Here is a 13,386-nt window from a genome sequence, read left to right as displayed (position 1 = left end):
CGGCTAGCGGCCTAGATATCCAAGAAACGGACGTCCTTGGCGTTGCGCTGGATGAAGGAGCGGCGCTGCTCGACGTCCTCGCCCATCAGGATCGAGAAGATCTCGTCGGCCTGGGCGGCGTCCTCGAGCGTCACCTGCTTCATCAGGCGCGCGTCGGGGTCCATCGTGGTCTCCCACAGCTCGTCGGCGTTCATCTCGCCGAGACCCTTGTAGCGCTGGACCGGGTTCTCCTTGGGCAGCTTCTTGCCCAGGGCCTGGCCGTCGGCGAGCAGCGCGTCGCGCTCGGCGTCGGAGTAGACGAACTCGTGCTCGGCCGGCTTGTTCCAGCGCAGGCGGTAGAGCGGCGGCTGGGCCATGTAGACGTAGCCGTGCTCGATGAGCGGCTTCATGAAGCGGAAGAGCAGCGTCAGCAGCAGGGTGTTGATGTGGTGGCCGTCGACGTCGGCGTCGGCCATCATCACGACCTTGTGGTAGCGCAGCTTCTCGAGGTTGAACTCCTCGTGGATGCCGGTGCCGAGCGCGGAGATAATCGCCTGGACCTCGGAGTTGGCGAGCACCTTGTCGATGCGCGCCTTCTCGACGTTGAGGATCTTGCCGCGGATCGGGAGGATCGCCTGGATGCGCGGGTCGCGGCCCTGGCGCGCGGAGCCGCCGGCCGAGTCGCCCTCGACGATGAAGACCTCGCACTCGACCGGGTTGGTCGACTGGCAGTCGCTGAGCTTGCCGGGCAGCCCGCCGCCGCCCAGGAGGCCCTTGCGCCCGCGCGCCAGCTCGCGTGCCTTGCGGGCCGCGATCCGGGCGTTGGCGGCGGCCTGCGACTTGCGCACGATGTCGCGGCCCTCGGCCGGGTTCTGCTCGAACCAGGCGCCGAGCTGGTCGTTCATGATGCGCTGGGTGAAGCCCTTGGCCTCGGTGTTGCCGAGCTTGGTCTTGGTCTGGCCCTCGAACTGGGGCTCGCCGAGCTTGATGGAGATGATCGCGGTGAGGCCCTCGCGGATGTCGTCACCCGAGACGCGGTCCTCCTTCTTCTTGATCAGCCCCCACTCCTCGCCCCAGTTGTTGACCAGCGAGGTCAGCGAGGCCCGGAAGCCCTCCTCGTGGGTGCCGCCCTCGTGGGTGTTGATGTTGTTGGCGAAGGTGTGGACCGACTCGGTGTAGGAGGTGTTCCACTGCATCGCCACCTCGAGGCTCATGTGCTGGCCCGACGCGCCCTCGGCGGTCTCCGCCTCGAAGGAGATGACCGTGGCGTTGGCCTTGTCCTTGCGGCGGTTGAGGTGCTCGACGTAGTCGACGAGGCCCCGGTCGTACTTGAAGATCTGCTCGAGGCCACCCGACTCGGCGCGCTTGATGGCGTCGTGGCCGGCGTTGTCGATGCTGGCGTCGACGGTGTCGTCCTGCACCGCGTCGACGCGCGACTCGGCGTCGGCACGCTCGTCGCGGATGACGAACTCGACGCCCTTGTTGAGGAACGCCATCTCGCGCAGGCGGGAGGTGATGGTCTCGAGGTTGTAGGTGGTGTGCTCGAAGATGTCCTCGGAGGCGTACCAGGTGACCGTGGTGCCGGTGCCCTCGCCCGCCTCGAGCGGGCGGACCTGCGCGAGGTCGGCGTCGGGGACGCCGAGCTGGAAGGACTGGCGCCACAGGTGGCCGCGGTTCTTCACCTCCGCGACCAGGCGCGTGGACAGCGCGTTGACCACCGAGACGCCGACGCCGTGGAGACCACCGGAGACCTTGTAGCCGCCGCCGCCGAACTTGCCGCCGGCGTGGAGCATCGTCAGGGCCATCGTCAGCGCCGGCATGTCCTGGCCCGGGGCGGTGTCGGTAGGGATGCCGCGACCGTTGTCCTCGACGCGTACGCCGCCGTCGGACTGCAGCGTCAGCACGATGCGGGTCGCGTAGCCGGCGAGCGCCTCGTCGACACCGTTGTCCACGATCTCCCAGATCAGGTGGTGCAGGCCGCGCTCGCCCGTGGACCCGATGTACATGCCGGGGCGCTTGCGCACCGCCTCGAGGCCCTCGAGCACCTGGATCGCGGAGGCGTCGTACTCCACGCTGCCGTCGACGGCGGTCGTGGACCGCTTCTCCTCGACCGCCTCCTCGACGGCCGCGGCCAGCGCCTCGGCGCGCTCGGTCTCCGACGGGCTGTCGGGGGCCTGGGGATCGGGAGCGGAACCGGGAGCGGCGTCGGTGGTGGCCGGGGTGGACTCGTGGTTCTCTTCGCTCAAGGCACAGCCTTCTGCTCGTCGCCCCGGACGCGGTCCGCGGGCGTTCGACATGAGTCGAGTCGCGGCGGTTGCGGGGCAACACGGCGTGCGACTCGTGGTTCTCACAGTACCCGTCAGGACGCCTCAAACGAAGCATCAGCCCCCGGTTGGGGATGGTTCGGTCCGAAAAAAGGCCTCCAGCGGGCCCGTGAGGGCCTGTCAGCCGGTCGAACAGGGGGGTCGGTGGGCCCCCATGTGGTCCGGCGGCTCCCAGATCGGCAGATCGCGGCTCTCGCGTGATCGGTCCGGCTCAGCCGTAGGTGTCGCGCGGGCCGCGGCCGTCGCGGCTCGACAGCCGGCCCTTGGTCCAGCTGGGCAGGTGCGGGCCGAGCACCTCGATCACGGTGACCGTGCCGTGCCCGAGCTCGGTGTTGAGACGGCGTACGACGGCGGGCGCGAGCAGCTTGAGCTGGGTGGCCCACGCGGTCGAGTCGGTGCGCACCACGAGCCGGCCGTCGTCGAAGGACTCCGGCGTGCAGTGGTCGGCCACCTCGTCGCCCACGAGCTCGGTCCACCGGCCGAAGACCCCCTGGACCTTGAGGTCGAGCTCCCACCCGTGGTTGGCGATCAGGCGACCCATCGCCTGCTCGAGCAGCTGCGGGTCGCGGTCGTCGGGCCGCGCACCGGACGACTTCGTGAACGTCCGACGCCGGAAGGTCGAGGACTTCCTCGGTGGCCGGCCGCCCGGGGTGGCGGCCGCCGCACGGGCAGCCGCACGGGCCAGGTCGAGGCCGTCGGCGTGGTGCTCCTCCACGACGGGCTCGGGGGTCTCGGAGGTCTCTGGGGTCTCCTCGGGGGAGGGTCCGTCACTCGTCACGGGTCACCGTCCCGTCGGCGACGAGGTAGCGGACCCCCTGCAGCGCTGCGGGCACGTCGGCGGCGACCGCGGCCGTGACCAGCACCTGCTCGGCGCCGGCGACGAGCTCGGCGAGCTGCTGGCGGCGCTCGGCGTCGAGCTCGGCGAAGACGTCGTCGAGGACCAGGATCGGGTCGTCGCCGTCGGCGCGCAGCAGGTCGTACGACGCCAGCCGCAGCGCGAGCGCGAACGACCACGACTCCCCGTGCGAGGCGTAGCCCTTGACCGGCAGGCGGAGCTGGGGGTCACCGAGGGTGAGCAGCAGCTCGTCGCGGTGCGGCCCGACGAGCGAGATCCCGCGGTCGAGCTCCTCCTTGCGCCGGGCGGCGACGGCGTCGAGCAGCGCCTGCTGCAGGTCGCCCTCGGCCGGCAGGTCGATGCTGGCCTTGTACTCGAGGTCGGCGTCGTCGCGGCTCGCCCCGCGGGCGACCGCCTCATAGGCCTTGCCGAGGTAGGGACGCAGGTCCTCGACCAGCCGCAGCCGGGCGCCCAGGACCTCGGCGCCGACCCGGGCCAGGTTGTCGTCCCAGATCTCGAGGGTGGACATCGCCGCGTCGCGCGAGGAGCCCCGCGCGATGCCGGCGGTCTTGAGCAGGCTGTTGCGCTGCCTCAGCACCCGGTCGTAGTCGGCCCGCACCCCGGCCAGGCGCGGTGAGCGGAGGATCAGCAGGTCGTCGAGGAACTTGCGCCGGTCCGACGGGTCGCCCTTCACCAGCGTCAGGTCGTCGGGGGAGAAGACCACCGTGCGCACGAGTCCGACGATCTCGCGGGGGCGCGGCAGGGGGGAGCGGTTGATCCGGGCGCGGTTGGCGCGGCCCGGGTTGAGCTCGACCTCGAGCAGCGCCGGGCGCCCCTCCTTCACCACCGACGCGCGGACGATCGCCTGGTCGGTGCCGGCACGCACCAGCGGGGCGTCGGTCGCCACGCGGTGCGAGGAGAGACGCGACAGGTAGTCGATCGCCTCGACGAGGTTGGTCTTGCCCTGGCCGTTGCGTCCGATGAACGCCGTCGCCCCCGGCTCCAGCGCGACGTCGAGGTCGGCGTAGGAGCGGAAGTCGTGCAGGGTCAGGTGCGCGACGTGCACGGGGTCATCAGCTCTCGCCGGTCTCCTCGGCGCTGCCCGCGCCGGCCTTCTTCGCCGTCTCGGACTGCTCGGCGCCCGACGTGCCCTCGGCGTCGCCGCCCTTGGGCGCCGCGGAGCGGACCGCGTGGCCACCGAACTGGTTGCGCATCGCGGCGACGGCCTTCATCGTCGGCGAGTCGTCCTGGCGGGAGACGAAGCGGGCGTAGAGCGCGGCCGTGATCGCCGGGGTGGCCACGGCGTGCTCGATGCCGGCCTCGACGGTCCAGCGCCCCTCGCCGGAGTCCTCGGCGTAGCCGGCGACCTGCGACAGGCCGGGGTCGTCGTCGAGCGCGGTGACCATGAGGTCGAGCAGCCAGGAGCGGATGACCGTGCCCTCGCGCCAGGAGCGGAAGACCTCGGTGACGTTGTCGGTCAGCTCGGCCTTGTCGAGGAGCTCCCAGCCCTCGGCGTAGGCCTGCATGATCGCGTACTCGATGCCGTTGTGGACCATCTTCGAGAAGTGTCCGGCGCCGACCTTGCCGGCGTGCACCGAGCCGAACTCGCCCTCGGGCTTGAGCGCGTCGAAGGCCGGCTGGACCTTCGCGATGTCGTCGGCGTCGCCGCCGTACATCAGGGCGTAGCCGTTCTCCAGGCCCCACACGCCGCCGGAGACGCCGCAGTCGACGTAGCCGACCTGCTTCTCCGCGAGGAGCTCGGCGTTGGCGATGTCGTCGGTCCACCGCGAGTTGCCGCCGTCGACGACCACGTCGCCCTCGCCCAGCAGGCCGGCGAGCTCCTTGATCGTCGCGCGCGTCGGGTCGCCCGCGGGCACCATGACCCACACGACCTTGGGGCTGGGCAGCGCCTCGACCAGCGCCTCGAGCGAGTCGACGTCGCTGACGTCGGGGTTGCGGTCGTAGCCCACGACCGTGAGTCCCGCGCGGCGCATGCGCTCGCGCATGTTGCCGCCCATCTTGCCGAGCCCGATGAGTCCGATGTCCATGTCCGGAGCCTAGCCGTGCACGAGGAACGAGTGCACGGCGTGGGTCGTCAGGTTGAGCAAGCCCGCGACCGAGGAACGAGGTCGCGACAGGCGCGTCGAAACCCCTCCACCCGGGTCAGGACCTCAGCTCAGCAACCGCCGCGGCATCAGCAGGTAGCGGAACGACCCGGTGTCGTCGTCGGCGTCGGTGCCGGAGATGACCACGGGCTTGGTCGCCTGGGTGAACGCCAGGTCGACCATCTCGCCGTCGATGGCGCTGAGGCCGTCGAGGAGGAACTGCGGGTTGAAGCCGGTGGTCAGGTCGTCACCGGTGATGTCGGCATCGACGGCCTCGGTGGCCATGGCCTCGTCGCCCGAGCCGGCGTCGAGCACGATCTGGTTGTCGCCGAACTTCATCTGGACCGCGGTGTTGCGCTCGGCCACGAGGGCGACGCGCTTGACGGTCTCGATGAGCTCGGCCTTGCTGACCTTGGCCACGGTCAGGTGCTCGGCCGGGAAGAGCGAGCGGACCTTGGGGAACTCGCCGTCGAGCAGCCGAGTCGTCGTACGACGCACGCCACCGAGGCCGGTGCCCTCGAAGCCGATCAGCCCTTCGCCGGCGCCGCTTGCGCTGAGGGCGATCGTCACCTCGGCACCGGAGGTGAGAGACTTGGCGGTGTCGCCGAGCACCTTGGCCGGCACCAGGGCGGCGACCGACTCGTCGGGGGACTGGGGGTTCCACGTGAGCTCGCGGTGCGAGAGGCGGAACCGGTCGGTCGCGAGGAGCGCCATCGTCGAGCCGTCGATCTCGATGCGGACGCCGGTGAGCACGGGCAGCATGTCGTCGCGTCCGGCGGCGGTGACGGCCTGCGCGACCGCGTGGGCGAAGTCGGCGCTGGAGACGGTGCCGGTGGCGGACGGCATCTCGGGCAGGGTCGGGTAGTCGGAGACGGGCATCGTCTGGAGGCTGAAGCGCGCGGATCCGCAGGTCAGCGAGACGCGCGGGCCCTCGAGGGTGAGCTCGACCGGCTTGGCGGGGAGGCTGCGGCAGATGTCGGCGAGGAGCCTGCCGCTGACGAGCGCGCGACCTTCGTCGTTGACCTCCGCCGAGAGGGTGGCCCGCGCCGACGTCTCGTAGTCGAAGGTGGAGAGCACCAGGCCGGCGTCGCTCGCCTCGATCAGAAGTCCGGCCAGCACGGGCGAGCTGGGACGGACCGGGAGGCTGCGAGCAGCCCAGGCAACGGCATCGGCGAAGACGTCGCGTTCGACGCGGAACTTCACAAGGGTCTCCTCGACGAGAGGTGGTGCGGGCAACGAGCACCGGCAGGCAGGCAGGACCCACACGTGCGCGTGGGAAGTGCATCCTGCCACGCGTCCTCGGGTGGCGGCAGGGTTGTCCCCAAGGCAGGGCCGGTCAGGTGTTGGCGGGAGATCGGTCCAGTCTTGAGGTTCATAGTCGTCATAGGGTCGGTGGAAACTGTGGACAACTCAGGTTTGTGCAGGTCAGGGCGCTGAAACCCTGTGCACGACGGGTGTGGATGCTGAGCGGGCCGGCTGCCGGGCGTGTGGATCGGCGAGCGAACCGTGTGGTTCGTCCCGAGGCATCCACAGGGGCTGGGGATGAACGGGCGGACGGAATCACATGTTCTCCACACGGAGGCACGGGAGCGCGGCGGGTGCTGCGCTACTCGGCCCCGACCACCAGGAGCTCCGCCACGCTGCCGGCGGGGGCGGGCTCGCGACCGGCCGCCTCGATGACGGTGGCCGTCACCCGCTGGGCCTCCCGGCAGGTCTCGGCGTGCACCACGGCGTCGGTCCGGAGCGGTCCCCGACCCTCGGCGTCCGACTCCCACAGGTAGGTGTGGACGAAGCAGGTCTGGCCGTCGGGGACGACGACCGCGTCCTGGCCGGCCAGGGTCACGCGGTCGCCGTCGAGGCGGCGTACGAGCTCGTCGAAGGACATCGGGGTGTAGTCGAGGCTGAGCGTGGTGCGCGCGAGCACCGCCCCGGTGGCGACCTCGCAGTGGTCCAGGCCCTCGGAGGTGCCGACGGCGTCCACGAGCAGGGAGCTGTCGGCCTCCGTGGCCGAGAGCAGTCCGCAGGCGGTGAGGGAGTCGGGACCGGGGTCCCGCAGCCGTGCGTCCGCGTCGGCGCCCAGCGAGGTGCCCACGATGGTGGCGGCCTCCTGCAGCGCCGGTCCGCACCCTCCGCCGATCTCGACGGCGATGCCGTGTGCGGGGCCGGCGGGGAACACCGTCCGGCACCGGTCGGCGACGGTGTAGGCCGTGAGGCCGGCGACGTCCTCGACCTCGGCCGCGGAGCGTGCCTCGTCGTCGAGGGGTACGCCGACCGTGACGCGTACGCGGGTGTCGCCGAGCTGTGCCTCGCAGGTGTGCGGTCCCCGGGGCGAGGCCGACGTGGTGCCGGGCGACACCAGGCCGCAGGGAGCGAGGGCGCCGAGCGTCGCTCGGACCTCGTCGACGGATGGCTCGGTGCCCGGATCCGGGCTCGTCCCGGTGGTGGCCTCGGTCGAGGTGGGGGCGGGGGACGGTGGCGGGTCGGTGCCGTCGTCGGGGTCGGTGCAGGCGCTGAGGGCACCGAGGAGGAGGCCTGCGGTCAGGACCCTGGCCCAGGTGGAGGCGCGGTGCTCGGTTGGTTCACGCATGTTCTTGGTCGTGTCTCCACGGTTCGTCGGCGGCGCCGGCCAGTGGCTCCGGCAGCCAGGGATGGATGCCGTCCTGGGACGCCCTGATGGCGGCCGACTTCTCGTCCTGCAGGTTGTGCATGCCGGTCTGCAGCGGCGTGAGGTAGGCGTCCTGCAGCATCGCAGTCATCTCGTTGTAGGTGGTCTCGGCGTCCCGGGCGTCGAACGAGTAGGTGATGAGGTCACCGACGTCGGCGCCGAAGAGACCGAGGATGCTCCCGCCGAGCTCGCCGACCTCGAACGCGGTGCCGATGCCGGGCACCTTGCCCAGGATCTTGCGTGCGACCGCCGCGATCTCGACGACCTGGGGGTCCATCGGAGTGGCGTCGAACGGCGGAGCACCGAGGTTCTGCCACGCCTGGAGGTTGGCCTTGATCCCGTCGCGGATGTCCTCCATCGCCTTGACGAGCCCTTCCTGGGCCGCCACGACCAGGGCGCACGCGCCGCCGTAGAGGGCGAAGCAGTGGGCGTAGTAGAGGCTGTACTGGTCCAGGACCATGGCGTGCAGCCGCTCCACCACGAGCTGGCAGGCGTCGCTGGAGCCGCCGACCCAGCTCTCGAAGTTGACCTCGGTCCACCCGACGGGCAGGGCTGCCTGGGTCTCGATCATCGAGTCGTGGAAGACCTGGACGGACTCGCGGAGCGCGGCCGCGTCGGGGCGGATGAGGTCGGCGCACAGGGAGTTGAGGTAGTCGGCGATCCCGCTGGCCCAGGTGGCCCCGTTGGTGAACGACGTCGCGCACCGCTCGTTGATCTGACGACCGAACTCGACCTTGTGCTGCGCATCGACGAAGGCCTCGTCCGGAAGCAGGAGGTCCTGGAAGAAGACGGTGTACTCACCGCCGGGCGGCTCGGTCTGGAAGGTCGGCGGGACGGGGCTGTAGGGAGCGCTGTAGTGGCTGAAGTAGTCGTTCTTGTAGCTCTCGCGCCACTCCCAGGCGGTCTCGTTGCCCTTGAGGATCCCGAGGTACTTCTCGATGTCGGCCGTCACGGCCTCGAACTCGTCCTTGACGCTCACGGCTCAGTCCTCCCCGCCGAAGTTCTGGTAGGCGTCGAGCAGGTCGTCGCGGTCCTCGCGCTCCTCCTCGGGCGACTGCACGTCGGGGTTGGCCTCCGCCTCGGGGGAGCCGGGCGCAGTGGTCTCGGCCTGGTCCACCGTCGACGGCGCCGTGGGCAGCGGGTCGGCCGGACCCCGGAGCTCGGGCTCGAGCCCGTCGAAGACCGATCGGGCGAACTCGTCCCGGTCGCGGAAGTCGTCAGCCTGCGCGACGACCGCGAGGGCGAGGTTGTTGATGGTGGTCACCGCCGCGGCCATGCCCGCCTGGCAGTCCGAGGCCATCCACAGCAGGTCGGTGAGGACCTTGTGGTCTCCCATCTGCGCGGACCGGGTGTTGGCCGAGGCGATGGCGTCGGTCATCCGCTCGGCGACGCCGGACACGCGGGTGGCCCGCTGCGGGAGCACCTCCTTGCCGGCCCGGTACATGTTCGTCAGGTCGGCCCTGATCTCGTCCTGTTCCCAGTCGTCGTACGGCATGCGTCGCTCATGTCCCCCTGAACCCGATGGCTGACCCTGCGGCCGTTCAGGAGACGGACTACCCCACCTGCCGGGCGACGAAACCCGCGTCGGCCGTGGCTCAGGCCTGGCGGGCCTGCATCTTCACGCGGTTGGTGAGCTCGCTGACCTGGTTGAAGACCGCCCGGCGCTCCGCGAGGAGCTGGCGGATCTTGCGGTCGGCGTACATCACGGTCGTGTGGTCGCGACCGCCGAACTCGCGCCCGATCTGCGGGAGCGACATGGACGTCAGCTCGCGGCACAGGTACATGCCGATCTGCCGGGCCATGACCAGGTGGCGCCCGCGCGAGGGGCCGGTGAGGTCCTCGAGCGAGACCCCGAAGTAGGCCGCGGTCTGGGCGATGATCAGCGCGTGCGTGATCTCGGGCTCGCCGCCCTCGGGGATCAGGTCCTTGAGGACGATCTCGGCCAGGGTCATGTCGACCTCCTGGCGGTTGAGGTTGGCGAACGCCGTCACGCGGATCAGCGCGCCCTCGAGCTCACGGATGTTGGTCTGGATCTTGGAGGCGATGAATTCCAGCACGTCCGGCGGCGCCGTCAGGCGGTCCATCGCGGCCTTCTTGCGCAGGATCGCGATGCGGGTCTCGAGGTCCGGCGGCTGGACGTCGGTGATGAGCCCCCACTCGAAGCGGTTGCGCAGGCGGTCCTCCAGGGCCTCGAGCCGCTTGGGCGCGCGATCGGAGGTCAGCACGATCTGCTTGTTGGCGTTGTGGAGGGTGTTGAACGTGTGGAAGAACTCCTCCTGGGTCTGCGTCTTGCCCTCGAGGAACTGGATGTCGTCGATCAGCAGCACGTCGACGTCGCGGTAGCGCCGCTTGAAGCGGTCCTGCCGGTCGTCTCGGATCGCGTTGATGAACTCGTTGGTGAACTCCTCCGACGAGACGTAGCGCACCTTGGCGTTGCTGTAGAGGCTGCGCACGTAGTGGCCGATCGCGTGCAGCAGGTGCGTCTTGCCCAGCCCGGACTCGCCGTAGACCAGCAGCGGGTTGTAGGCCTTGCCCGGCGCCTCGGCCACGGCGACGGCCGCGGCGTGCGGGAACCGGTTCGACGAGCCGATGACGAAGGTCTCGAACGTGTACTTCGGGTTGAGGCGGGTCTCCAGGGCGGAGGGCCGTCGCTCGGCGCCGGCGCCGCCGGCGTTGAGGGGTTCGTAGGTGTCGACGGCGACGGGGGCGGGCGGCTCGAACGGCGCCGCACGGTCATTTGTCGACATAGAGACAGATCCATCTGTCGCTTCGTCGATGTGTGGCTGCGCCTCCGCCTCGAGGGCGGGGTTCACCGTGACCAGCATCCGGATCTCGCGACCGAAGCCCTCGGTCAGCGCGTCCTCGATGTGGTTGCGCAGCCGACCCTCGAGCTGGTTGCGGGTGAAGTCGTTGGGGACCGCGATGATCGCGGTGTTCTCGTGCAGCGTCATCGGCACGCTCGGCCGCAGCCAGGCGCGCTGGTTGGGCTGGAGGTCCTCGACGATCTGCTGCCACGCCGTCCCGAGATCTACCTGCTGGTCGTCCACCCGGACCGCCTTCGCTTCCACCATGTCGTCGTGCGTGTGTGCTGCTGGGAATCCGGCTCGGAACCACCACTCCACTGATACGGCCGGGGCGGGCTTCCACAGAGTTGTCCACAAGCTGTGAACTGCCGGGACCGATCTGGGGGACCGGACCTCCGGGGTCGCAACGGCTGGTGATCCTTCCAGCGTTTCCGCAGGTCAGAGGCCGTTTTGATGGGCCTGTGACCCGGATCACATGGCGTGCTGGACCCTGGTCGGACCGAGGTCGGGACGGACCGCGGAGGCACCGAACGTAACAACCGGGCGAGCCGCCGAGCAAGATGTCATCCACAGGCCGGCCGTCCGGGGCGTCCCGTGGGTTTGACCCCCCGTTCGCCTGCCGCGTACCGTTGGCCGGTCGCTCCCCGTCGACGGGTGCCGCATGTCCACGATCCGCCACCAGGCGGCCACGCGGGCGGGCGGTGCCGGCCGAAGAACCTGATCTTTGGGGCCTGAACCTGGGCCAGCACCTACCCCGGTGTGGAGTGGACATCCCTCGAAACCTTCGGAGAAATAGCCGTGAGCAAGCGTACGTACCAGCCGAACAACCGTCGCCGTCACAAGGTGCACGGCTTCCGCCTGCGCATGCGGACCCGTGCCGGTCGCGCCATCTTGTCGAGCCGTCGCCGCAAGGGCCGCAAGAGCCTGGCCGTCTGACGGCCAGCGCCCACGGCACGCGCCGTGCTCTCCGCTGTCCACCGCCTCACCACCGCTGACGGTTTTCGCCGCACGGTGCGTCAGGGGCGTCGCGCCGGCTCCGCCACGCTCGTGGTCCACCTCTGGGTGGATCCGGACGCAGCCCCGGCGCCGGCACAGGTGGGGTTCACGGTCGGCAAGGCCGTGGGCAACGCCGCCACGCGAAACCGTGTGAAGAGACGACTCCGGCACCTGACCCGGGAGCACCTCGCGACACTCGAGGAGCTTCCGGGTCGTGCTGCGCTCGTGGTCCGTGCCCTGCCAGCCGCAGCGGATGCGTCGTACGCCTCCCTCGGTGCCGATCTCGCCCGTACGCTGAGCAGGGTGAGCCCGTCATGAAGCACCTCCTCATCGGGGTCATCCGCGCGTGGCGCTTCGCGATCAGCCCGCTCTACGGCCAGGTCTGCCGCTACCACCCGAGTTGCTCGGCGTACGCCCTCGAGGCCGTCACCGTGCACGGCTCGCTCCGCGGCACCTGGCTCGCCGTGCGCCGTCTCTCCCGCTGCCACCCGTGGGCGGCCGGCGGCTACGACCCCGTTCCCTCCCGCGCCGGTTCGGCCGACCAGTCCACGTCTTCGTCCACTGCAACTCGAGGAGCATGAGTGCTCGACTTCTTCAGCACCATCGGCGGCGCGATCATGGCCCCGCTCTACTACGTCATCTCCGCGGTGCTGGTGGGCTGGCACAAGCTGTTCGGCAGCATCTTCGGTCCGGAGACCGGCATCGCGTGGGTGCTGTCGATCATCGGGCTGACGCTCGTGATCCGCATGGCGCTGATCCCGCTCTTCGTGAAGCAGATCAAGTCCAGCCGCAACATGCAGCTCATCCAGCCCAGGGTGCGCGAGCTGCAGAAGAAGTACGGCCACGACCGGGAGCGTCTCGCCCAGGAGACGATGAAGCTCTACAAGGACTCGGGCACCAACCCGTTCGCGTCCTGCCTGCCGATCCTGCTGCAGATGCCGATCTTCCTCGCGCTGTTCCGGCTGATCGACCAGGCCGCGAAGAACCCCGAGGTCGAGCGCGGGCTGATGACCCAGGAGCTCAACGAGCAGTTCGGTGACGCGGTCTTCCTCGGCGCCAAGATCTCCGACACCTTCCTCAACACCGACGACATCGGCGTGCGGGTGCTCGCGGCGTTCCTGGTGCTCGCGATGACGGCGACCACCTTCCTCACCCAGCGCCAGCTGATGAGCAAGAACATGCCCGCCGACGCGCTCTCGGGCCCCTACGCACAGCAGCAGAAGATGCTGCTCTACGTCCTCCCGGTCGTCTTCGCCGTGGGCGGTATCGCGTTCCCGATCGGCGTGCTCTTCTACTGGACCACGTCGAACCTCTGGACCATGGGTCAGCAGTTCTACGTCATCCGCAACAACCCGGCCCCGGGCACGCCCGCGGCCGAGGCCAAGGAGGAGCGCGACCGCGCCAAGGCCGCCCGCAAGGGGCTCAAGACGCCGGCGCAGATCGAGGAGGAGCGGCTCGCTGCGGAGGTCGAGGCCCGCCGGGCCGAGAAGTCGCAGACCCGGCAGCAGCCCCACCGTCAGACCAAGGCCCAGCGCGGCAAGAAGAAGCGCTGACCCAGACATCCCCGACGACGCTCGCGAGGGTGTCGTCCGACCTGACCGAGAAGCAGGAGACACACGTGAGTGAGCAGTTGACCGACGGCGAGACCACCACCGAGGCGGCCACCGAGACCGACACG

At 70.1% G+C, this 13,386-nt stretch carries 13 protein-coding genes; 4 read left to right on the top strand and 9 right to left on the bottom strand.

Translation table 11 applies throughout. The features are described 5' to 3' along the window. Positions 1-11 precede the first annotated feature (11 nt). The 9 genes from gyrB to dnaA all read right to left on the bottom strand — a co-directional run bounded on the left by gyrB (position 12) and on the right by dnaA (position 10,979). The gene (gyrB, locus tag Q1B24_RS14995; protein WP_299930824.1) at positions 12-2,114 is read right to left on the bottom strand and encodes a DNA topoisomerase (ATP-hydrolyzing) subunit B; all 2,103 of its coding nucleotides are present in this window, start codon (positions 2,112-2,114) and stop codon (positions 12-14) included. Positions 2,115-2,514: 400 nt separating this feature from the next. Next, positions 2,515-3,081, bottom strand: coding sequence for a DciA family protein (locus Q1B24_RS14990; RefSeq protein ID WP_299930308.1), 567 nt, complete (start codon positions 3,079-3,081; stop codon positions 2,515-2,517). Further along, on the bottom strand, positions 3,071-4,204 hold the full coding sequence (recF, locus tag Q1B24_RS14985; protein WP_299930305.1) for a DNA replication/repair protein RecF: 1,134 nt from the start codon (positions 4,202-4,204) through the stop codon (positions 3,071-3,073). Before recF ends, Q1B24_RS14990 begins: the two co-directional genes overlap by 11 nt. Positions 4,205-4,211: 7 nt before the next feature. Continuing rightward, positions 4,212-5,186, bottom strand: coding sequence for a phosphogluconate dehydrogenase (NAD(+)-dependent, decarboxylating) (gene gnd / locus Q1B24_RS14980; RefSeq protein WP_299930303.1), 975 nt, complete (start codon positions 5,184-5,186; stop codon positions 4,212-4,214). Between the two features lie 123 nt (positions 5,187-5,309). Further along, positions 5,310-6,446 carry a DNA polymerase III subunit beta gene (gene dnaN, locus Q1B24_RS14975; RefSeq protein ID WP_299930300.1) on the bottom strand — a complete coding sequence of 379 codons (1,137 nt, stop codon included), beginning with the start codon at positions 6,444-6,446 and terminating at the stop codon, positions 5,310-5,312. 403 nt (positions 6,447-6,849) lie between these two features. After that, positions 6,850-7,830: a hypothetical protein gene (locus tag Q1B24_RS14970; protein ID WP_299930298.1), complete on the bottom strand. Its 981-nt coding sequence runs from the start codon at positions 7,828-7,830 to the stop codon at positions 6,850-6,852. Then, on the bottom strand, positions 7,823-8,887 hold the full coding sequence (locus Q1B24_RS14965; RefSeq protein ID WP_299930295.1) for a hypothetical protein: 1,065 nt from the start codon (positions 8,885-8,887) through the stop codon (positions 7,823-7,825). The genes Q1B24_RS14970 and Q1B24_RS14965 overlap by 8 nt, the downstream gene beginning before the upstream one ends. Positions 8,888-8,890: 3 nt before the next feature. After that, complete coding sequence (locus Q1B24_RS14960; protein ID WP_299930294.1) at positions 8,891-9,403, bottom strand: hypothetical protein; 513 nt, start codon at positions 9,401-9,403, stop codon at positions 8,891-8,893. Between the two features lie 100 nt (positions 9,404-9,503). Next, positions 9,504-10,979 carry a chromosomal replication initiator protein DnaA gene (gene dnaA / locus Q1B24_RS14955; RefSeq protein WP_299930291.1) on the bottom strand — a complete coding sequence of 492 codons (1,476 nt, stop codon included), beginning with the start codon at positions 10,977-10,979 and terminating at the stop codon, positions 9,504-9,506. Between the two features lie 531 nt (positions 10,980-11,510). On the opposite strand from dnaA, the gene rpmH reads away from it, so the two are divergent. Genes rpmH through yidC form a run of 4 tightly spaced genes read left to right on the top strand, consistent with a single transcriptional unit; the run spans position 11,511 to position 13,261 of the window. Then, the gene (gene rpmH, locus Q1B24_RS14950; protein ID WP_011758123.1) at positions 11,511-11,648 is read left to right on the top strand and encodes a 50S ribosomal protein L34; all 138 of its coding nucleotides are present in this window, start codon (positions 11,511-11,513) and stop codon (positions 11,646-11,648) included. A 24-nt stretch (positions 11,649-11,672) separates the two neighbouring features. Continuing rightward, a complete protein-coding gene (gene rnpA, locus Q1B24_RS14945; RefSeq protein WP_366916513.1) occupies positions 11,673-12,026 on the top strand; it encodes a ribonuclease P protein component in 354 nt (117 codons plus the stop codon). Next, entirely contained in the window at positions 12,023-12,289 is a 267-nt protein-coding gene (gene yidD / locus Q1B24_RS14940; protein WP_299930286.1) for a membrane protein insertion efficiency factor YidD, read from the top strand. The genes rnpA and yidD overlap by 4 nt, the downstream gene beginning before the upstream one ends. After that, on the top strand, positions 12,290-13,261 hold the full coding sequence (yidC, locus tag Q1B24_RS14935) for a membrane protein insertase YidC (RefSeq protein ID WP_299930283.1): 972 nt from the start codon (positions 12,290-12,292) through the stop codon (positions 13,259-13,261). Positions 13,262-13,386: the final 125 nt, after the last annotated feature.

Source organism: uncultured Nocardioides sp. (genome assembly GCF_947488025.1).
Lineage (GTDB): Bacteria > Actinomycetota > Actinomycetes > Propionibacteriales > Nocardioidaceae > Nocardioides.
This window is presented reverse-complemented; position numbering and strand designations above follow the sequence as displayed.

Bases quoted from the DNA above. Each gene is read 5' to 3' on its own strand.
- gnd (WP_299930303.1), bottom strand. From the start codon at position 5,186: ATGGACATCGGACTCATCGGGCTCGGCAAGATGGGCGGCAACATGCGC.
- Q1B24_RS14970 (WP_299930298.1), bottom strand. From the start codon at position 7,830: ATGCGTGAACCAACCGAGCACCGCGCCTCCACCTGGGCCAGGGTCCTG.
- Q1B24_RS14960 (WP_299930294.1), bottom strand. From the start codon at position 9,403: ATGCCGTACGACGACTGGGAACAGGACGAGATCAGGGCCGACCTGACG.
- dnaA (WP_299930291.1), bottom strand. From the start codon at position 10,979: ATGGTGGAAGCGAAGGCGGTCCGGGTGGACGACCAGCAGGTAGATCTC.
- yidD (WP_299930286.1), top strand. From the start codon at position 12,023: ATGAAGCACCTCCTCATCGGGGTCATCCGCGCGTGGCGCTTCGCGATC.